This window comes from Pseudomonas sp. EL_65y_Pfl2_R95 (assembly GCF_963971045.1).
GTDB lineage: Bacteria > Pseudomonadota > Gammaproteobacteria > Pseudomonadales > Pseudomonadaceae > Aquipseudomonas.
Map to the genome: position 1 here is coordinate 25,403 of NZ_CAXAOV010000007.1, position 20,507 is coordinate 45,909.

The window sequence follows — 20,507 nt, forward strand, 5'->3', positions numbered from 1 at the left end:
AGCCTGATCAGTCAGCAGGGTGGGTCTTGGTTGAGAGCTTTATGGCACCGTTGATACGCGTGCGCTCTGAACCTGAATTCCAACGAGGGAGCCTTGGCGTCTTATTGACGTAGGGCCTATTTGACTTACAGCGTGGTACGAACAGTGTCAATCATATCTGTTTGATTAAAATTTAGCCAGCGGTTTTATGGGCTGGTGAGTGAGCGCACATTTATAGCACCGCAGAGCGGATGCAATTTGCCCGGTGCTCCGTTAGGATTAGCTCACTTTTGCTTCCTCACGCGACGGGTTTCGATGAGTTATCAGGTTCTTGCACGTAAATGGCGTCCGCGCACATTCAGCGAAATGGTGGGGCAAACTCACGTACTCAAAGCGCTGATCAATGCTCTGGACAGCCAGCGTTTGCACCATGCGTATCTGTTTACCGGCACACGTGGTGTGGGTAAAACCACGATCGCGCGGATTATTGCCAAGTGCCTGAACTGCGAAACCGGCATCAGCTCAACGCCTTGTGGCACCTGCTCAATCTGCAAAGAGATTGATGAGGGGCGCTTTGTTGATCTGATCGAGGTCGATGCCGCGAGCCGGACCAAGGTTGAAGACACCCGTGAGCTGCTTGACAATGTGCAGTATTCGCCCAGCCGTGGCCGCTTTAAGGTTTACCTGATCGACGAAGTGCACATGCTGTCTTCGCACTCGTTCAATGCCTTGCTGAAAACGCTGGAAGAGCCACCGCCGCACGTCAAATTTTTGCTGGCGACCACTGATCCACAAAAGCTGCCGGTCACTATTCTTTCGCGCTGCTTGCAGTTTTCCCTGAAAAACATGCCGCCTGAGCGGGTCGTAGAGCATTTGACCCACGTGCTCGGGGTTGAGCAGATTCCGTTTGAGGAGGATGCGCTGTGGCTCCTCGGTCGTGCGGCTGATGGCTCAATGCGTGATGCCATGAGCCTGACCGACCAAGCGATCTCATTCGGCGAAGGCAAGGTGTTGGCCGCTGATGTGCGTGCCATGCTCGGGACACTTGATCACGGCCAGGTCTACGGTGTGCTGCATGCTTTGCTGGAAGGCGATGCCCGCGGCGTAATTGATGCCGTGCGTCATCTTGCCGAGCAAGGCCCCGACTGGGCCGGCGTGCTGGCTGAGATATTGAATGTGTTGCACCGCGTCGCCATTGCTCAAGCGCTGCCAGATGCAGTGGATAATGGCCAAGGCGACCGCGACCGGGTCATGGCGCTGGCGCAAGCGCTGCCGGCTGAAGACATTCAGTTTTACTACCAGATGGGCTTGATCGGTCGCCGTGATCTACCGCTGGCGCCAGACCCCCGGAGCGGCTTTGAGATGGTGCTGTTGCGGATGCTGGCATTCAGGCCCGCCGATACTGACGATGCGCCGAGGGTGGCGCTAAAGCCGGTAGGGATTAGCCAAGCCACTGCTAATCCCCAACCCGATTCAGTGGCTGGTGCTGCACATGCGGCTCCGGCCGCTATTTCAACAGCGGTTGATGCCCCTGCTGCACCTCTTGAGACGCAGCCGGCAACGTCGCCTGAGCCTGAGCCTGAAACAGTTGCGGCAGCGGTGGCTAGCGAGCCGGTTAGAGATGCTGTGCCCGTGCCTGAACCGGTAAAACCAGTGCAGCCTGAGGCGCAACCTACGGCTTCAGCTGTAGTCGCGGAGCCGCCTGCGTCAGCCGAACAAACCGCTCCAGCGCGAGAGGCTGTTGCAGCGCCTGAGTCTGCCCCGGTCGCGGTGTCTGATCTTCCGTGGGAAGAACAGGCTGCAGAGCCGCTCGTTGGCGCAGAGGCTGCCGCTGAGTTGGTTAATCCGCCCGCTGAAATCATTGAAGCAATCGAGCAGGGCGCTCAGGTCATTGCCGTAGCGGAACCAGAAGCCGATGAAGCGGATGATGACGAACCGCCACTGGATTATGATTACGTAGAGATGGATGCTGACGCCATTGATTACGATTTCGACGCGGTCGAGCCTGCGGTGCCTGCCGAAGCTGAGCCACAGCCGGCCATGCAGCCTGCTACAGGATTAGCCGCTGATTGGCTGGCCTTGTTCCCCGAACTTGGTCTGTCAGGCATGACAGGGAGCATTGGCGCCAACTGCACACTGATATCGGTCGAGGGCGACAGCTGGTTGCTGCACCTTGATCCGGGCCATAGCGCATTGTTCAATGCCACTCAACAGCGTCGGCTGAATGATGCCCTGAATGCTCAGCAAGGTCGTAACATCGAGCTACGCATCGAGTTGATTACCCCTGAGCAGGAAACCCCTGCGCAGGCTGGCGCACGCAAGCGGGCGAATCGCCAGCGTGAAGCGGAAGAGTCAATTAACAGCGATCCTTATGTGCAGCAAATGATTGAGCAGTTCACCGCGGTAATCCGCGCTGAAAGCATTGAACCCATCGACACCCCAGTTAACCCCTGAATACCGAGGACAACACCATGATGAAAGGTGGCGGCATGGCCGGCTTGATGAAGCAGGCGCAGCAGATGCAAGAAAAAATGCAGAAAATGCAGGAAGAATTGGCCAACGCAGAAGTTACAGGTCAATCCGGTGCCGGTTTGGTCAGCGTAGTGATGACTGGTCGCCATGATGTCAAGCGTATCAGCCTGGATGACAGTCTGATGCAGGAAGATAAGGAAATTCTTGAAGACCTTATCGCTGCTGCAGTCAATGATGCTGTGCGTAAAATTGAGCAGAACAGCCAAAGCAAAATGTCGGGTATGACCGATGGCATGCAATTGCCGCCAGGCTTCAAAATGCCGTTCTAAGCCTTTTTGCAGTCAGATGGTATGACTGCCTCTACGTCTGGTCAGGCGATAATACTTGGCCAGATGTATTTCATCCTGCCCTGGGGATGAGCCATAACACCTTCGCCTTATCGCCCACACGAGTATCGCCATGAGCTTTAGCCCATTGATTCGCCAGTTAATCGACTCGCTGAGAGTTTTGCCGGGAGTCGGGCAGAAGACCGCTCAGCGCATGGCGCTGCAGATGCTTGAGCGTGATCGCAGTGGCGCTCTGCGTTTAGCCCAGAGCCTGACGCAGGCGATGGAAGGTGTGGGTCATTGTCAGCAGTGCCGGACGCTCAGCGAAGAAGACATTTGCCACATTTGCCAAGACCCGCGGCGCGACGACACCCTGTTGTGTGTAGTTGAAGGGCCGATGGATGTTTACGCCGTAGAGCAAACGGGTTTTCGTGGCCGCTATTTTGTTCTCAAGGGGCATTTGTCGCCACTTGACGGGCTGGGACCTGAAGCAATTGGCATCCCGCAGTTGCTCAGCCGCATCGAACAGCAAGGCACCTTTACCGAGGTGATTCTAGCAACCAACCCGACGGTGGAGGGCGAGGCAACTGCTCACTACATTGCCCAGCTACTGGACAACAAAGGCCTGATTGCATCGCGTATCGCCCACGGCATGCCACTGGGTGGCGAGCTGGAGTTGGTCGATGGCGGCACCTTGGCCCACGCCTTGGCTGGTCGCCGACCGATCACTGTCTGACTCCGTCGCGCCCGGCAAATGCACGGCTTCACGGCTGTTGCTTGCCACGTTTAAGCCACTGTGTGTGGCAAGTCACTGGATATTTGCTGTTGAGAAGCATTACCATTAGCGTCTTCCGATTCAAGATGCCAGTGAGTGCCCGCAATGTCGGTGGTGGAGTTGTCTTCCCAGCAGTATGTGCAACGTCTTTACAGCGACCACAATGGTTGGCTGAATCGCTGGCTGCACCAGCGTCTCGGCTGCGCCCATAACGCCGCGGATCTGGCACAAGACACCTTTGTCCGGCTGCTCAACACCCCAGACAACTTGGCGACGCTACGCCAGCCGCGCGCCTATCTGTCGACAATCGCCCATGGCCTGATGGTCAATTTCTGGCGACGTCAGTCTGTCGAGCGGGCCTATGTCGATGCCTTGGCAGCGCAGCCGGAAGCGCTGGCGCCTTCGCCCGAAGCGCGCGAAATGATTGTTGAAACCCTACTGGCTATTGACGCCATGCTCTTGCGCTTGCCGAGCAATGTGCGCCGTGCGTTTCTGCTGTCACAACTCGACGGTTTGACCTATGCCGTAATCGCTCAGCGCCTAGGCGTGTCCGAGCGCATGGTTAAAAAGTACATGGCCCAAGCGATGCTGCATTGCTTGATGCTGGCGCAAGAATAGGGTGGCGGAGCAACCCGACTTTCAAGTGCTGGAGCAAGCCGCCGAGTGGTTTGCGCTCTTGGCCAGCGAGCAGGTCAGCGATAACCAACGCAAAGCCTGGCAGCGCTGGCTGGTCAGCAGTCCGTTGCATCAGGCTGCCTGGCAGCGCGTCGAGCAGATCAGCGGTCAGTTTTTGGCGCTGCCCGTGGCTCAACGCGGGGCAGCACACACGGCTTTGCGAGCGGGTAGCCGCACTCGGCGTCAAGTCCTCGCCAGTTTGCTGGTGCTGGGTGGTGGCGCGGTCTTGGGCTTGGCTGTATCGCGTAAGCCGGCACAGGCTTGGCTGGCTGATCAGACCACCACGACGGGGCAGGTCAGGCAGATCCACTTGGCGGATGGCGGTCAATTATGGCTCAACAGCAACAGTTCTGTAGACATCGCCTACGACCGTCAACAACGCTTGGTGCGCCTGTGGCAGGGCGAACTTCTGCTCGAAAGCGCGCCTGATACTCAGCATCCACCTCGGCCGTTATGTGTTGAAACCAGTGATGGCAGCCTGCAAGCACTGGGCACCCGTTTCAGTGTGCGCAAGCAGCAGAACGGCACCTTGCTGAGCGTTTTTGCGGGCGCGGTGCGCGTTACTTGCGCAAGTGGTGCGAGCGAGGTTGTCGATGCGGGTCAGCAGGCGCTGTTTGATCCGCAGCGGATAGGTCAGCTGACTCGCGCTTCACCGGCGCGCAATGCCTGGCAGCGCGGCATGCTGCTGGCGGATGACCGCGCCCTGGGCGATTTCATACATGAACTGGCCCAGCATGTGCCCGGGCATTTGGCGGTGGATCCACGGATAGCGAATCTGCGCATCGTTGGCGCTTTTCCATTGCGCGATCCTGAGCGCATTTACGCTGCCCTTGAAGCCAGCTTGCCGATCCGGGTAAACCGGCGCTGGCCGTGGTGGGTGACTGTCGAGCCGCGGCCAACTTGAGTCGAAAAATACCGCTCAATGTTAGCGAATGAGAATTAATTTGCTTTTCAGGTTCCCTTTTTCCTGACTCGTTTGGCCTAGTCAATATAACCATCTGCCAAAGGGTCTTCCGATGCGCTTTACTGAATTTCATCCAACCCGTCTGCGACAGGCTGTTCGCTACGCCACACTGATGCTGCCGCTGGCTTTAGCGCCGCAGCTTTCGATTGCCGCCGGAGGCGAGGCCACAAGTCAGCAAGCCCGCCAATACACCATTGCGCCGGGTAGCTTGTCTTCTGCCTTGAGCCGTTTTGCGGGTGAGGCGGGGGTGATGCTGTCAGTCGATGCGCGTCTGACCGAAGGCAAGCACACCAAAGGGTTGAACGGTGAGTACGGGGTTAGCGAGGGGTTTAGCCGTCTACTTGAAGGCAGCGGCCTGCAGATCAATCAGGATGTTCAGGGCGGCTACACCCTGCAGAACCAGAGCAAAGACGGCGTCACCCAGTTGCCAGCCACAACGGTGAAAGGTTTTGCTTTGGGCAACGCGCTGGGCAATATCGACGGTTACAACGCGACCCATAGCAGCGTCGCCACCAAGACCAGCTTGCCGCTGCTGGAAACTTCGCAGTCAGTGTCGGTCGTTACCCGTGAGCAAATGGATGACCAAGGCTCGCAAACGGTCGCCGAAGCGATGCGTTATACCCCCGGTGTGATGACCAACCCATACGGCGCAACGCACCGTTATGACTACGTGGCAATGCGCGGTTTTAATGACGGCTCGGTGGACAACCTGTTCCTTGACGGGTTGAAGATGATGGGCGACAGCGGCACCTACAGCAGCTTGCAGATTGATCCGTATTTCCTTGAGCGTATCGATATTCTTAAAGGCCCATCCTCGGTGTTATACGGCCGTAGTCTGCCAGGTGGTTTGGCCGCGATGACCACCAAGAAGCCTGAGTTTCAATCTTCAGGGCAGATTCAGGCGACAGTGGGGAGCAACAACAAAAAGGGCATTGGCTTTGACTTCACCGGCCCACTGGATAACGAGCAGCGCATAGCCTATCGCCTGACCGGGTTGGTCGACAGCGCTGACACCCAGTTCGACTATGCCGATGAAGAGCGTTATGCATTGGCGCCAAGCGTGTCTATCGATTTCAGCGAAGATACAAACCTGACCCTGCAGGCTTACCTGCAGAAAGACCCGAACAGCGGCTACCACGGTGGTTTGCCGGCAGATGGCACGATCAATCGTCACGCCGGACGCTATATCTCTGAGCATTTTTTTGAAGGCGAGCCGGATCAAGACAGCTTCGAGCGTGAGCAGCAGATGGTTGGCTACCAGTTTGAGCACCGCTTCAATGATACGTGGTCGGCGCGGCAGAATTTCCGCTATCAAACTTCGGATGTTAGTGCTGAACAGGTGTATGCCGCTGGCTGGGCCAATGACTCTGAGCTCTATCGTGCCTATACCGGCGCCGACGAAAAACTGCATGCGTGGATCATCGACACTATGCTGCAGGCTGAATTTAACACCGGTGCGGCGCAGCACACGGTGGTCGGCGGTTTTGACTATCAGCGCCGCAAAACCCGGGTGGACTACACTGCCGGCAGCGCTAGCAATATTGATGCATTCAACCCGGTTTATGGAGGCACTGTGACAATCAACCCTGCTTGGGCGAGTAGCGCTACGCGTCGCCTTGAGCAAACCGGTGTGTATCTGCAGGATTTGATTGCGCTGGATAACTGGCGCTTCTCGCTGGGCGTACGTCAGGACTGGGTAAAAGTTGAGTCTGAAGACGAAATCTACGGCGGCACCAGTAAAGATGAGCCGAGCAAGTTCACCGGACGCGCGGGTGTACTCTACCTGTTCGATAACGGCATAGCGCCGTACATGAGCTATTCCGAGTCATTCAACCCCAATGCGTTTGCTGACCAGGACGGCAATCCGCTGGCCCCGACAGAAGGCAAGCAATGGGAGTTGGGTTTGAAGTTTCAGCCTAATGGCACCGATGACCTGTACACCGCTTCGCTGTTCCATATTGATCAGGACAATCTGGCCACCAAACAAGCGGATGAAGACTTCTATCGCCCAGTGGGCGCCGTGCGCTCGCAGGGCCTTGAACTTGAAGCACGTTTGCAACTGACCAATGCGGTGCGTTTGCTCAGCAGCTACACCTACACCGATATTGAATACTCCAAATCGATTATCAGCACCGTCGATCCAACGCTGGATAACAAGGGTAATTCGCCGACTCAAGCCGCTGAGCACATGGCATCAATGTGGCTCGATTACAGCTTCCTTGGCGGACGTCTGGATGGTTTGAAGGTCGGGACGGGCGTGCGTTATGTCGGTGACAGCTGGGCAGATGCCGAGAACACGCTTGAGGTGCCGTCGTACACCCTGGTTGATGCCTCCATTGGCTATGACCTCGGTAAAGTGGGCCTCAAGGGCGTGGATGTACGCTTGAACGCGAATAACCTGACCAACGAGAAGTATGTGGCCTCCTGCGGCAGCCTCGACTATTGCTACTTCGGTGAAGAGCGCAATGTCAGCGCGACGGTGAGTTATAACTTCTGATCTGGTTTAGCTCGCATCAGGGCAGCCTGTGAAGGTTGCAGCTGCCTGACAATAGCCCGGGGCTGAGCGCAGTTTTATTGTTGCTTTTGCTCCGGCAATTGCCAGGCTGTGCGCTGATTCATCGGCGAAAAACAGCCTGAGGCGGGCGATGAGCTCAGGCGCTACTGAGTCGGCGTTATGGCGGATATCTCACCTTGTATACCTAGCAAGCGCTTGGTATGGTCGGAAAAAACAGTGAGCGCCTTCAATGTCCACTATGCCCGACTACTTTGACGACTCCCATCGCCTGGTTCGAGACGCCGTACGCCGTTTTGTCGAGCGCGAAATCCTGCCCCATATCGATGAATGGGAGGAGGCCGGTGAGTTTCCCCGTGAGCTCTATCAAAAGGCAGGTGCTGCCGGTGTCCTTGGCATCGGCTATCCGGAACAATATGGCGGCAGTCATGAGGGGGATATATTTGCCAAGGTCGCTGCGAGCGAGGAGCTGATGCGTTCAGGCTCCGGTGGCTTGGTCGCCGGGTTAGGCTCGTTGGATATCGGCTTGCCGCCCCTGGTTAAGTGGGCCAAGCCGGCGGTGCGCGATCGCGTGGTGCCGCAAGTGCTGGCGGGGGAAAAAATCATGGCGTTGGCAATCACCGAACCTTCCGGTGGTTCTGATGTGGCCAATCTGCAGACTCGCGCCGTTCGCGAAGGTGATTTTTACCGCGTGACAGGAAGCAAGACCTTTATCACCAGCGGTGTTCGGGCTGATTACTATACGGTTGCGGTACGCACTGGCGGCGACGGCTTTGGCGGGGTCAGCTTGCTGCTAATTGAGAAGGGCGCACCCGGATTCAGCGTCGGCCGTAAATTGAAAAAAATGGGCTGGTGGGCTTCGGACACCGCCGAACTGTTTTTTGATGAGTGCAAGGTGCCGGTCGAGAACCTGATTGGTTCAGAAAACATGGGCTTCGCCTGCATCATGGCCAACTTTCAGAGTGAGCGTCTATCTCTAGCGATCATGGCCAATATGACTGCTCAGTTGGCGCTCGAAGAGTCGTTGCAATGGGCCCGCGAACGGCAAGCCTTTGGTAAGCCAATCGGTAAATTCCAGGTGCTTAAACACCGCTTGGCCGAGATGGCCACGCAGCTCGAAGTGTCCCGCGAGTTTACCTACCGCCAAGCGGCGCAGATGGCGGCAGGCAGGAGTGTGATCAAGGAGATATCCATGGCCAAGAACTTCGCCACCGATATTGCAGACAAGATCACCTACGACGCCGTGCAGATACTCGGCGGCATGGGTTATATGCGTGAAAGCCTGGTGGAGCGCCTGTACCGCGACAACCGAATTCTTTCGATTGGCGGCGGCTCACGTGAAATCATGAATGAAATCATCAGCAAGCAGATGGGCTTGTAATTGTTCAAGGCCATTCGCGTCTTAGGTTGCGACAACGCGAAGCGTGTCCATTAAGGCGCTGCATAAAACTGAGTCGTCGCAACCGTGAAAGGGCGCAAAAAACGTCCCGATTATTGCTTAGCTGGCGCTGCGTAAACGGGCAAGATCACGCAGAGGCGGCGCCCCAAACAACCGGCTGTATTCGCGACTGAACTGTGAAGGGCTCTCGTAACCCACTTTGTAACTCGCCGCTGCAGCTTCGATGCCCTCGCATAGCATCAGGCGTCTGGCTTCTTGCAGGCGCAGTTGCTTCTGATATTGCAGCGGGCTGAGAGCCGTCACAGCCTTGAAGCGGTGGTGCAGAGTCGATTGGCTGAGATTGACTTCTCGGGCCAGGTCTTCTATTCGCAGGGGTTCAGCGTAATTGCAATTGAGCCATTCAATGGCCCGGGCAATGCGCTGGCTTTGGCTGTCGTTAATCACAATCGCGTGTAGCTGATGGCCTTGCTCACTGTGCAGCAAGCGGTAGAAAATTTCGCGCAGTATCAGGGGTGCCAGAATATTGATGTCCCGTGGGGTTTCCAGCAGTTGTACCAAACGAATCACGGCATCAAGCAGCGGCAGGTCAACCCGATCGAGGTACAGGCCTCGCCGCGGCCCGCTGTTCGGTACCCCGATTGGGCCAGCGTCGGCAATCAAACCGCTGACCAACGCAGGGTCGATATCAAGGCGCAGGCACAGGTAGGGTTCTTCCGGCGTGGCTTGAGTGACATGACCGCTGACCGGCAGCGGGACTGAGGCGACCAGATAATTGAGCGGATCATACTGATAGACCTCATCGGCCAGGCGCACTTCTTTACGGCCTTGGGCGATGATGCACAGGCTTGGCTTGTAAAGTACCGGCATAGGTGTCGTTGGCTGGCTGGCCCGGGCCAGGAATACTCCCTTGATCGCTGTTTCAACAACGTCATCGGTCGACACCAATCCGCCGATCAGCGCAGCGAGCTGAGCTTGGCGCTGGGCGAGTATCTGGGGCGTTTGTTCTGGACTGATCATAGGGATATCTCTCAAGCAGTTAGCAGAGCTTAGCTCGGTAGATCAGGCAATTGGCGACTGACATTCAACTCATGCAGGAATAGGCAAAAATTGGCTTTGAACAGGCAACTGAGGCTGGTGTGGCTGCTGTTTAAACTGTCGTGCCTGAGATGGAGCGGGTCAAGAAAGCTTTAATAGTGCAGTTTTAGGCAATAACGCTCCAGTAATTGACTACCGAAAATCGCCATCAGATGAGTATTCTTGGTTACAGGGTAAAGAGCGCAGCGCAACGCTGATGCAACCCTTAAGCAGACCACTTTAATTAATACGCTGCTGACGTGCCATCACCCAAACCACTAAATAGCAGTTGGCGCCCACAAGCACCGCGGGTTTGCCGACAGCTATTGGATTGGCATAGGCCGTTCAGAGTCAGCCTGACTCATCCAGCGGTTATTTACAGTAACGGAGAGCGATATGACGACTTTTCAGCGCGCCCTGATTCGGGCAAACAATGGCTGTTATGAGGTGCTCGGGGCTTATTTGGACGAAGCCTTTGCCCAGGTTTCGGCCATTTCCGGTTGCATAAGCTTTGCGGTCGAAGTCGATCCAGAGTCCAGCGCTACTTGGCTACTCACGGCTAGCTGGGAATCCACAGAGGCCATGCAAGGTTTTATCGGCGGTGAGCAACTGGCTCAGGTTCTGAGTCACGCTCTACAGCAAGGCTGGGTACGGGAAATTAACTGCAACGCGGCGCAGGGCCGCACTGCAGCCTGACTTATGGAGCAACTGTGCCTTAGGCTTGCACTACCAACGCTTCAAGATGGTCGATGATATCGTCCGGTTTAAGCACCAAGACATCACTCTCCAGTGCGTCGAGAACCACCTCGGCCGTGTTGCCAATCAATGCACCCGAAATGCCTGTGCGTGCAACCGTACCAATCACCGTCACTGCAGCACCGAGGTTGTGGGCAGTCAGTGGGATCAGCGAGTCGGCAGGACCCTCCGCAATATGCAGACGATCTTCGCTGATATCGTATTCAGCCTGAAACTCCTTACAGGCTTCGCGGTAGCGCGCTTCAATAGTTTCCTTGAGCTGAAATGTAGGGTCAGGGGCTGACAGCATTGGGGTTGGGTGGGAGCTGATAACATGGAGCTTGGCATTGGCAAGGCCCGCGATGTCGAAGCCATGGCTGATGATCCCTGCGTGCAGGGCCTTATGTTCGTAATCAGCATTGCCAACATCAACTGCGGCCAATACCACGCCATTGGTCCAGGGCCGCTCGGTCTTGACCATCAGCACTGGACTTGGGCAGTAGCGGAGTAGTTTCCAGTCATCCGGGGTAAGCAGCGCGCGCTTGAGTGGGTTATCTGGCAGGTGCTGCTTGATTACCAAGCCACAGCCTTCAGCTTGCTGCTCGGCAATTATGGTGTTGTGCAGGTTATCGCGCCATGCCTGGTTGCTGCTTACGCTGAACCCCTCGTCGACCAACGCATCGCTGAGGCTGCCGAGTAAGTCCGAGTGGTCAGCTTTGTGGCTGCAGACCAGCAAGTGTAGATGGGAGCCGGTGACGCCTGCTATCAATTTGGCGCGCTTGAGAGCCAGACCTTCCGGCCGTTCAGGGTCGACCACAACGAGGATGCTTCGGATTGCTTGCATGGCTATCTCCCAGAGAGTTCGCACATCTTTATCAACTATAGATGCAAGCTGAGTACTCTGTAGTTGATTCACGTCAATCTACCGGGCTGGTTGTTCGCTGGCGCATTCGTATAATGTGCCGCGGTTTCGCCTTTGATTGTTGTGAGCTTATGCATCTGCTAGCCAATAGTGAGTTTTCATCGCGTCTTTGCACGCATTCAGTGCCAGCCAGCGTGCTGGCTTGGTCGTATCTGTCTAACGCTCTGGAGCGTGCCTGTGTTAACTGAAATCAACGCGTTTCTTGGCAGTGAAACGCCTCAGGGTTGGATTGATGCGGCGCTCGATCAGCAAGAGGTCATGCTGCTGGATCACAAAAATTGTGAGTTCAAGGCCGCTTCAACAGCGTTAAGTCTGATAGCCAAATACAACACCCATGCCGACTTGATCGTCTATATGTCGCGTTTGGCGCGCGAAGAGCTGGTGCATCATGAGCAAGTTCTGCGCATTATGAAAAAACGCAAAATAGAATTGAGGCCACTGTCGGCCGGGCGTTATGCATCGGCCTTACGCGCCGGCGTACGCAGCCATGAGCCGGTAAAGCTGGTGGATACCTTGGTGGTGGGGGCTTTTATCGAGGCGCGCAGTTGTGAGCGCTTTGCCAAGATCTACTCGCATCTGGATGAAGAACTCGGGAAGTTCTATTACGGCCTGCTCAAGTCGGAGGCACGGCATTATCAGCATTACCTGAAGTTCGCCTATCAGTTTGGTGAAGCAGCCGATGTGGAGAAGACCATCGTGCGGGTCAGAGCGATTGAGCAAGACCTTATTGCCAGCCCAGACACTGAGTTTCGTTTTCACAGTGGCGTGCCGTCGGGCTTCTAAAGCCCACTAAACCCTTCTAAACCGTATGTTTCAGCTGCAGGCGAATGCTTGCGGCTTGGTCGCACCTGAAAAAATGCTACAAAATGTTTTGAAATATAGCTGCCTAGGCAGTAATATCTCACGCATTCTCTGCCTAGGCAGCTTTTTAGGTGCGCAATGAGCAACCCAAACCAGCCATTATTTCCATTTTCTGTGATGGGCCTGTTGATCGGTCGTACGGCAATGTTGAAAGACCAGATACTGGACCGTCATTTGGAGCCCTATTCAGTCACGGCAGCGCAATTCAAAGTGCTGATCATGATTGCCCATTTTGGCGTCGATACCCCAGCTGAGCTGTGTCGCCAACTGTCCTTAGACAGCGGGGCAATGACCCGCATGCTCGATCGGTTGGAGCAGAAAGCACTGATTGTCCGTAGCCGTTGCGCGACTGACCGTCGCCAAGTGCGCCTGGCGCTGCCGGAGGAGGGTCAGGCGCTGGCCGATCTGCTACCGAAAATGGGTGCTGATGCGATGGATGAGTTGCTCGGCGTACTCACGCCAGAAGAGCATGCCTCGCTCGAGAGAATCCTCAAGAAAGTTCTTTTTAGTGCAGGAGACAGCATCACTATGCAACGTTTAGGTGACCAGCAATGAGTCGCGCAATCAAACAGCAATTTGCCATTGCACTGCTGGCACTCAACATCGCTGGCTGCGCCAGTTACTCGGGGCTTACCACGTCTGCGACGGGCATTGATGCCAATGAATTACAAGCGCAAAAGTCGTTCACGGATGTACAGGTGTCTGCTGTTGCCTGGCCTAAAAGTGACTGGTGGAAAAGTCTCGGTGATGCCCAGCTTAATGGCTTGATCGATGAGGCCCTGAAAGACAGCCCGGACCTGCAACTCGCCGAGGCCCGCGCCCATCAGGCCAGTGCAGCGGCCTATGCGGTTGACGCATCACGGATGCCGGAAATTAACGCCCAGGCCGGCGTAGAACGTGCGCGTTTGGCCCGGGATCAGGATCCATTGGGTGAAGGTGGGCGTTACAGCACCTTGCGCACCGCGGCTATCGACTTCAACTACAACTTCGATTTATGGGGCGGCCAGCGTGCAGCGTGGGAAGCCGCATTAGGTCAGGCACGCGCCGCCGAAGTTGATCAAAAAGCCGCGCAACTCACAGTTGCTGCCGATGTGGCGCGGGCTTACAACAACCTTGGTCAAGCTCATGCGGTACATGATCTGGCAGTTGAAGATCTTAAACGCACCTCGCAGATGGTCGACCTGAGCAAGCGGCGTATGGATGCAGGTATCGACAGTGTGTATCAGTACCAGCAATCCGAGAGTCTTGCCGCCAGCTCCAAAGAGCAACTGCTCGCCTCCGAAAAGGAGTTGCAAAGCGCCAAGATTGCCTTGGCTGTCTTGCTTGGCAAAGGTCCTGACCGCGGGCAGCAAATCGCCCGCCCAGCGATTTTGCAGGCCAGTGCGGTGGCGTTGCCAAGCCAACTGCCAGCTGAGTTATTAGGTCGACGGCCCGATATCGTTGCTGCACGCTGGAGAGTCGAAGCGGCCAGCAAAAACATTGATGCAAGCAAAACACGCTTTTATCCCAACCTTAACCTGAGTGCTTCAGGTGGGGTGCAATCGCTGCTGGGGGACGCCATGTTTGGCAACGCCAGCCGTTTTTTCTCCATAGCGCCAACGGTTTCCTTGCCGCTGTTTGATGGTGGCCGTCTGCGTGCTGACCTGGATGCACGCGATGCTGACTACGACCTTGCGGTCGCTCAGTACAACAAGAGCCTGGTACAGGCGCTGGGGCAGGTGAGTGACACAATCAATCAGCTGCGCTCGATTGATCAGCAGATCAGCGCGCAAACCCAGGCCGCACAGATTGCGCAGAACTCCTATGACACCGTCGCTGACCGTTATGGCTCGGGCATTGGTAATTATCTGGATGTATTGAGTATTGAGCAGCAATTGTTGGGCGCACAGCGCCAACTGGCCACGCTCAATGCCGAACAAATCAATTTGTCGATTCTGCTGATGGAGGCGCTCGGTGGTGGTTATCAGCCAGACACTGCAGCCCTCGACGCCGATTCGTCAAATGCGCACGCCACCGCGCCGCTCACTGAATAATTAAGGGTAATTTGTCATGGCCACAGACATTCATGCTGAATCTGCTGAAAACCAAAAAGTGACTGACGCGGGCAACAAGCGCAAGCGCAAAAAATGGCTGCTTATCGTCTTGCTTGCGGTTGTCCTCGGCGGCTTGGCGTTTTGGGGATGGTACGAGCTTTACGGGCGTTGGAATGAAAGCACTGACGATGCCTATGTAAACGGTAACGTTGTGGAGATTACTCCGCTGGTCACCGGCACTGTCGTTAGCATTGGTGCTGACGATGGCGACCTGGTACACGAAGGCCAAGTGCTGATCAACTTCGACCCAAGCGATACCTTGGTTGGGCTGCAAAGTGCTGAAGCCAACTTGGCCCGCACTGTGCGTCAGGTCCGTGGTTTGTACAGCAATGTTGATGCGATGCAGGCGCAGGTCCAAGCGCAGAAGGTAGCAGTGCAACAAGCCAAGAAAGATTTTCAGCGTCGGCAAAGCCTGGCTTCTGGTGGGGCGATTTCCCGCGAGGAGCTGTCACATTCGAATGATGCGCTGATATCCGCACAAAGTGCGCTGAATAACGCGCAACAACAGCTCAATAGCACCCGCGCGCTGGTCGATGACACCGTGATTGCGACACACCCGGATGTGCTCGCGGCCGCTGCTGATTTGCGTCAAGCCTATCTGAACAATGCACGCAGTGCCTTGATCGCACCCGTGACCGGTTACGTGGCCAAGCGCACGGTGCAACTAGGGCAGCGGGTTCAGCCGGGCACGCCGATGATGGCGGTAGTACCCCTGAATCAATTGTGGATTGACGCCAACTTCAAGGAAACCCAGTTAAACAAGATGCGTATTGGGCAAGCCGTAGAGATCAGCAGCGACCTATACGGTGACGATGTGACTTTTCACGGCACTGTAGACAGCCTCGGCGCCGGTACGGGTAGCGCCTTTGCATTGCTGCCTGCGCAAAATGCTACAGGCAACTGGATCAAGATCGTTCAGCGCGTGCCGGTGCGTATTCATATCAATCCTGATGAGTTGACTAAGCATCCACTGCGCATAGGTTTATCGACGGTAGTTGATGTCAATCTGCATGATCAAAGTGGCCCTGTACTGGCCCAGCAGCCGCCGGTTAAAGCGTCATACACCACCAATGTGTACAAGCAGCAATTGGCTGATGCCGAAGCCTTGATCAGCAAGTTGATTGAGGACAACAGCCCCAAAGACGCCAAGGCTACAGCAGCGCGTTAACTCTTTTGGCCCAGCGCCGTTATTTCGGGTTGGGCCAACCTTTGTCAAACCATCTGCGTATTAAGGAGTGGTGATGAGCTCTCAAGCTTCCTTCACGCCGCCCAGCTTGTTGCTTTGCACCATTGGTTTGTCGTTGGCGACCTTTATGCAGGTACTCGACACCACAATTGCTAACGTGGCGCTGCCGACCATCGCTGGCAACCTCGGGGTCAGTTCGGAGCAGGGCACTTGGGTCATTACCTCATTTGCCGTCAGTAACGCGATTGCCTTGCCGCTCACTGGCTGGTTAAGCCGCCGCTTCGGCGAGGTGAAATTATTTATCTGGGCCACGCTGCTGTTTGTGATTGCTTCATTTCTGTGTGGCATTTCCCGCTCGATGCCGGAGCTTATTGGTTTTCGGGTATTGCAGGGTTTGGTTGCCGGGCCTCTGTATCCAATGGCGCAAACCTTGTTGATTGCGGTGTATCCCCCCGCAAAACGGGGGTTGGCACTGGCATTGCTCGCGATGGTGACGGTGGTGGCGCCCATTGCCGGGCCAATTCTCGGTGGTTGGATCACCGACAGTTACAGTTGGCCATGGATCTTCTTTATCAACGTGCCGATTGGTTTGTTCGCCGCCTTTGTGGTCACTCAGCAAATGCGCAAGCGACCTGTTGTGATTAGCCATCAACCCATCGATTACATTGGTTTACTGACCCTGATTATTGGTGTCGCGGCGCTGCAGATCATTCTCGACAAAGGTAATGATCTGGACTGGTTTGAGTCGAGCTTTATCATCATTGGTGCGATTGTATCGGTGGTAGCGCTGACGGTATTTGTTATTTGGGAGCTAACCGACCGCCATCCGATCGTCAATTTACGCCTGTTTGCTCACCGCAACTTTACCTTCGGCACCATCGTTCTGGTCGGCGGTTATGCAGGGTTTTTCGGCATTAACCTGATTCTGCCGCAGTGGCTACAAACCCAGATGGGCTACACCGCAACCTGGGCTGGGTTGGCGGTAGCACCCATCGGTATTTTGCCGGTGCTGATGTCTCCGTTCGTAGGCACCTATGCGCACAAGTTTGACTTGCGGCTTCTTGCCGGCTTGGCGTTCCTGGCGATTGGTATGAGCTGCTTTATGCGGGCAGGCTTTAACTCTCAGGTTGATTTTCAGCATATCGCCTTGGTCCAGATGTTTATGGGCTTTGGTGTGGCGCTGTTCTTTATGCCAACGCTGAGTATCTTGTTGTCTGATTTGCCACCGGACCAGATCGCTGATGGCTCTGGCCTTGCCACGTTTTTACGGACGTTGGGCGGTAGTTTTGCTGCATCGCTGACGACGTGGATCTGGATACGGCGCTCGGAGGTGCACCACGCATATTTGAGTGAGCACATCAGCACTTATGACCCGATAACGCGTCAGGCGCTTGAACAGCTGGGTGGGGCGAACGTGGAGTCTTATGCTCAACTTGAGCGCACGCTCACCAGTCAAGCCTATATGATATCGACCGTAGACTATTTCACCCTGCTGGGCTGGATCTTTATGGGCTTGATATTACTGGTATGGCTGGCTAAGCCACCGTTTACAGCCAAGGCCGGACCAGAAGCGGCGGGGCACTGATCAAGGTCGCGAAATGACCGGGTGGGGACAAGGCTGGGCATGCGTCGTATTGTCCAGCCTTGTCTATGGGTAAACGCCATCCACTAATTCGTGAACATAAAAAAAGCCCCGAAGGGCTTTTTTATAAACGCGCTGGCTTAATTGCCGTCAATCGCGTCTTTGGTCTCGTCACCGGCTTCTTCTACCGCATCCGAGGCATTATCCATGGCGTTCTCGACTTTCTCGCCAGTTGTTGGCTCATTGCCAATCGCTTCGTTGGTTTTTTGCTTGATGGCAGAGCCAGCCTCTTCGGTGGCATCACCCATCGACTCGGCTGCTTCTGAAACAGACTCCTTGGCGGACTCCATCTTATCTTCCGGGGTTTTTTCGCAAGCAGACAAAGCAAGCATCGAGGCAAGAATCAGGGCATAGGTTAATGGCTTTTGCACAGTGAAGTACTCCTTGTAAGTATCGTTGTTGCCGGGTTTCCCCTAAGCATGACCCTTTGAACACGCAAATAAGACATTAGTTCAGTCCTGAAAAATATGACTGTGTATAAGTGATTGGTAAATGGTGCTTTTGTTGAAAAGCATCGCGCCAGCGTCTTGCGATACAACGTACTTAATGCAGTGCAGGCGTTATCATGCTGGCTTTTGCATTTGGGCTTGAGGCTGAGTAAATGAGTGATGGGGATATCATGCAGAGGGCGCAGCGCTTTTTAAGCGCATTGCGCCATTGCCAAGTGTTGGGCTTGTACGTGTATGAAGCCGCACCCGAAGGTTTGACCCTCTGCTTGCCTTATAGCGAGCAGATTGTCGGCAATCCCGAGACTGGAGTGATCCACGGTGGCGCTATTACTACGCTGATGGACACCACGTGCGGCATCTCTACTGTCTGTGTGCTGCCGGAGTTCGAGATTTGCCCGACCCTCGATCTACGTATCGACTATATGCATCCCGCTGAGCCGCATAAGGATGTATATGGTTATGCGGAGTGCTATCGGGTTACGCCGAATATTATTTTTACCCGCGGCTACGCCTATCAGGATGACCCCAAGGAGCCGATTGCCCATGTCGTTGGCACCTTTATGCGCATGGGTAAAGCGGCGCAGGGCGCTGCAAACCTGAAGAAAGACATTCAGGGTACGGCTATATGAATACGCTCGACCTCAATCAATGTGTGCGCGAGGCGCATCAGAGCAATGACTACGATACCCTGATCGGCTTGTTTCCTTACGCCAAATTGCTCGGCATAGAGTGCCTGCGGATGGGCGACGACCTGGTGTTTAGATTACCTGCGAATAAAGACAACATCGGCAATCCGGTATTACCTGCGATTCATGGTGGCGTGATCGCCGGGTTTATGGAGCATTCGGCGATGTTGCACTTGCTGATGTTCATGGAGATTCCACATTTACCCAAAATCATCGACTTCTCGATAGATTACCTGCGCGCAGGTCATTATCGTGACACCTTTGTTCGCTGCCAGGTTTGGCGTCAGGGGCGTCGCGTCGCCAATGTCGCCATTACTGCGTGGCAAACCAATCAGGCCGAGCCTATTGCGACTGCTCGGGCGCACTTTAAGGTGGACGAGCCGTAACCCTCGGTTCTCAGGCATTCTGTTTAAGGAAGTTGCATGGATTCGCTGTTGATCCTCGGTGGCCTACTGCTGATTTTGGCCGGGCTGGTCTGGTTAGTGATGCGTGCCTTTGGCACCAGTTTGTTGTGGGGTTGGGCCAGTTTGCTGCCGCCATTGACGCTGGGTTATCTGTTCCGTCACTGGAAATCAGCGAGGCAGCCAGTGGGTCTCTGTGCGCTGGGTGTGATCCCCTTGGTTGTGGGTCTTACTATGCTTGCCAGTCATGATGGACAACGCTTGGCAGATATCCTTAGCCTGAAATGGCTGAAACCAGAAATCTCAGCTCCTGCGGCGCTTAACTTTGCATTGAACGGTGAGCTCAACGGCCAGCCATTCAACCCGCAACAGGGTGAATTGATGGATGGCGTACTTACCTTGCGCGAAGGACAAGACTTCTTTGCCCGTCGCGAAGTGGTTATTCGCTTGCCTGAGCGCAGCACTGGCGCGGTCAATCTCGATGTGTTGCCAACCGATACCGGCCCCTTGCCGGAAATTGAAATCAGTTGGTTGCTGCCTGAGCAGGAGTTGCCTGAAGCCCGCCGTGTGCGCCATGGCTATACCTTGCACTTAGCGCTAACGCCCTTGGCGCCGAACAAATTAGTCGGTGACTTCCACTTGGTCCTACCGCCGCAGTTCAAGACAACCTTAAGTGGCAAGGTTGAACTGTTCAGCAATGGCTTAAGGTACGTTGATGGCAAGGTTGATCGGCGTATTGATTCGCGCGATACCCTGGAGTTTGTGATCGAGGATTACTTACAGCGTCGCTTTGCCACGCGTGAGGTGCAGTTAAGCCCCTTGCCAGTTATTGCAGTTTCCTCCAGTACACTTGATTTCAGTGTCGAGGCACTTATCAATGGCTTGCCGCAGCAGGTCCCTTTGCAACTGGTGAAGTCGCCCAGCGGCGGCTGGAGCGTCAAAGGTGATCGCTACGCCAGGCTGGCAAAACACACCCAGGCACCAGTGGTAGCCGCACCTGCCGAGCCGGCTAAAGCGTCGGTGGCAGAGGTCGCCACGCGGCAGGTTGATCGCCGCGCAGGTTTCTCGCTTCAGGCTTTGTTGGGTAACCCGCAGCGCTATCAGGGGTTGACCATGCACGCTGTAACCTTACGTGGCAGCCAGATAGAAGGGCGGTTCCGGCAGATCGATAATACCGGCAGGATTGTGTTGCGTCAGGTCAGAAACGGCGCAGGGGAGGCAAGCTTTACCCTTGATCCCGAACAGGTCAAAACCCTTGAGTTGCTTGAGCCATAAGCTAAAAAATGCCTTTGAATTGTACTAAGCACTTGAAATGTCAGTGTATGGCCCCATTTGATGACTACCGCCTATAAAAGG

General features: G+C 55.3%; 19 protein-coding genes. 16 read left to right on the forward strand and 3 right to left on the reverse strand.

What is annotated here, in order from left to right:
- Positions 1 to 294: 294 nt before the first annotated feature.
- The 7 genes from dnaX to AACY09_RS20020 all read left to right on the forward strand — a co-directional run bounded on the left by dnaX (position 295) and on the right by AACY09_RS20020 (position 9,084).
- Positions 295 to 2,433, forward strand: coding sequence for a DNA polymerase III subunit gamma/tau (gene dnaX, locus AACY09_RS19990; protein ID WP_339490548.1), 2,139 nt, complete (start codon positions 295 to 297; stop codon positions 2,431 to 2,433).
- A 20-nt stretch (positions 2,434 to 2,453) separates the two neighbouring features.
- Entirely contained in the window at positions 2,454 to 2,780 is a 327-nt protein-coding gene (locus AACY09_RS19995; protein ID WP_397504265.1) for a YbaB/EbfC family nucleoid-associated protein, read from the forward strand.
- Positions 2,781 to 2,910: 130 nt separating this feature from the next.
- Positions 2,911 to 3,513, forward strand: a complete 603-nt coding sequence (recR, locus tag AACY09_RS20000) for a recombination mediator RecR (RefSeq protein WP_339490551.1) — start codon at positions 2,911 to 2,913, stop codon at positions 3,511 to 3,513.
- Between the two features lie 144 nt (positions 3,514 to 3,657).
- Complete coding sequence (locus tag AACY09_RS20005) at positions 3,658 to 4,170, forward strand: sigma-70 family RNA polymerase sigma factor (protein ID WP_339490552.1); 513 nt, start codon at positions 3,658 to 3,660, stop codon at positions 4,168 to 4,170.
- Between the two features lies 1 nt (position 4,171).
- Positions 4,172 to 5,131, forward strand: coding sequence for a FecR domain-containing protein (locus AACY09_RS20010; RefSeq protein ID WP_339490553.1), 960 nt, complete (start codon positions 4,172 to 4,174; stop codon positions 5,129 to 5,131).
- Positions 5,132 to 5,243: 112 nt separating this feature from the next.
- Positions 5,244 to 7,688: a TonB-dependent siderophore receptor gene (locus tag AACY09_RS20015; RefSeq protein WP_339490555.1), complete on the forward strand. Its 2,445-nt coding sequence runs from the start codon at positions 5,244 to 5,246 to the stop codon at positions 7,686 to 7,688.
- A gap of 247 nt (positions 7,689 to 7,935) precedes the next feature.
- Entirely contained in the window at positions 7,936 to 9,084 is a 1,149-nt protein-coding gene (locus AACY09_RS20020) for an acyl-CoA dehydrogenase family protein (RefSeq protein WP_339490557.1), read from the forward strand.
- Positions 9,085 to 9,201: 117 nt separating this feature from the next.
- Here AACY09_RS20020 and AACY09_RS20025 read toward each other — a convergent pair whose 3' ends face one another.
- Positions 9,202 to 10,119, reverse strand: a complete 918-nt coding sequence (locus AACY09_RS20025; protein WP_339490559.1) for an AraC family transcriptional regulator — start codon at positions 10,117 to 10,119, stop codon at positions 9,202 to 9,204.
- A gap of 453 nt (positions 10,120 to 10,572) precedes the next feature.
- On the opposite strand from AACY09_RS20025, the gene AACY09_RS20030 reads away from it, so the two are divergent.
- Positions 10,573 to 10,872, forward strand: a complete 300-nt coding sequence (locus tag AACY09_RS20030; RefSeq protein ID WP_339490561.1) for an antibiotic biosynthesis monooxygenase — start codon at positions 10,573 to 10,575, stop codon at positions 10,870 to 10,872.
- Between the two features lie 19 nt (positions 10,873 to 10,891).
- Here AACY09_RS20030 and AACY09_RS20035 read toward each other — a convergent pair whose 3' ends face one another.
- Positions 10,892 to 11,755, reverse strand: coding sequence for a universal stress protein (locus AACY09_RS20035; protein ID WP_339490563.1), 864 nt, complete (start codon positions 11,753 to 11,755; stop codon positions 10,892 to 10,894).
- Between the two features lie 255 nt (positions 11,756 to 12,010).
- On the opposite strand from AACY09_RS20035, the gene AACY09_RS20040 reads away from it, so the two are divergent.
- From AACY09_RS20040 to AACY09_RS20060, 5 genes are all read left to right on the forward strand, one after another.
- Positions 12,011 to 12,616 carry a tRNA-(ms[2]io[6]A)-hydroxylase gene (locus AACY09_RS20040; protein WP_339490564.1) on the forward strand — a complete coding sequence of 202 codons (606 nt, stop codon included), beginning with the start codon at positions 12,011 to 12,013 and terminating at the stop codon, positions 12,614 to 12,616.
- A gap of 156 nt (positions 12,617 to 12,772) precedes the next feature.
- The gene (locus tag AACY09_RS20045) at positions 12,773 to 13,249 is read left to right on the forward strand and encodes a MarR family winged helix-turn-helix transcriptional regulator (protein WP_339490565.1); all 477 of its coding nucleotides are present in this window, start codon (positions 12,773 to 12,775) and stop codon (positions 13,247 to 13,249) included.
- Positions 13,246 to 14,727, forward strand: coding sequence for an efflux transporter outer membrane subunit (locus tag AACY09_RS20050; protein WP_339490566.1), 1,482 nt, complete (start codon positions 13,246 to 13,248; stop codon positions 14,725 to 14,727). Before AACY09_RS20045 ends, AACY09_RS20050 begins: the two co-directional genes overlap by 4 nt.
- A 16-nt stretch (positions 14,728 to 14,743) precedes the next feature.
- Positions 14,744 to 15,955: an HlyD family secretion protein gene (locus AACY09_RS20055; RefSeq protein WP_339490568.1), complete on the forward strand. Its 1,212-nt coding sequence runs from the start codon at positions 14,744 to 14,746 to the stop codon at positions 15,953 to 15,955.
- A gap of 73 nt (positions 15,956 to 16,028) precedes the next feature.
- Entirely contained in the window at positions 16,029 to 17,558 is a 1,530-nt protein-coding gene (locus tag AACY09_RS20060) for a DHA2 family efflux MFS transporter permease subunit (protein ID WP_339490570.1), read from the forward strand.
- 137 nt (positions 17,559 to 17,695) lie between these two features.
- Here the strand turns inward: AACY09_RS20060 and AACY09_RS20065 are convergent, their stop codons facing one another.
- Complete coding sequence (locus AACY09_RS20065) at positions 17,696 to 17,986, reverse strand: hypothetical protein (protein WP_339490572.1); 291 nt, start codon at positions 17,984 to 17,986, stop codon at positions 17,696 to 17,698.
- Between the two features lie 230 nt (positions 17,987 to 18,216).
- Between AACY09_RS20065 and AACY09_RS20070 the strand changes: the two genes are divergently transcribed.
- Genes AACY09_RS20070 through AACY09_RS20080 form a run of 3 tightly spaced genes read left to right on the forward strand, consistent with a single transcriptional unit; the run spans position 18,217 to position 20,426 of the window.
- Positions 18,217 to 18,693: a PaaI family thioesterase gene (locus AACY09_RS20070; protein ID WP_339490574.1), complete on the forward strand. Its 477-nt coding sequence runs from the start codon at positions 18,217 to 18,219 to the stop codon at positions 18,691 to 18,693.
- On the forward strand, positions 18,690 to 19,136 hold the full coding sequence (locus tag AACY09_RS20075) for a PaaI family thioesterase (protein ID WP_339490575.1): 447 nt from the start codon (positions 18,690 to 18,692) through the stop codon (positions 19,134 to 19,136). Before AACY09_RS20070 ends, AACY09_RS20075 begins: the two co-directional genes overlap by 4 nt.
- 36 nt (positions 19,137 to 19,172) lie before the next feature.
- Positions 19,173 to 20,426, forward strand: a complete 1,254-nt coding sequence (locus tag AACY09_RS20080; protein WP_339490577.1) for an MFS transporter — start codon at positions 19,173 to 19,175, stop codon at positions 20,424 to 20,426.
- The last annotated feature ends 81 nt before the right edge of the window (positions 20,427 to 20,507 follow it).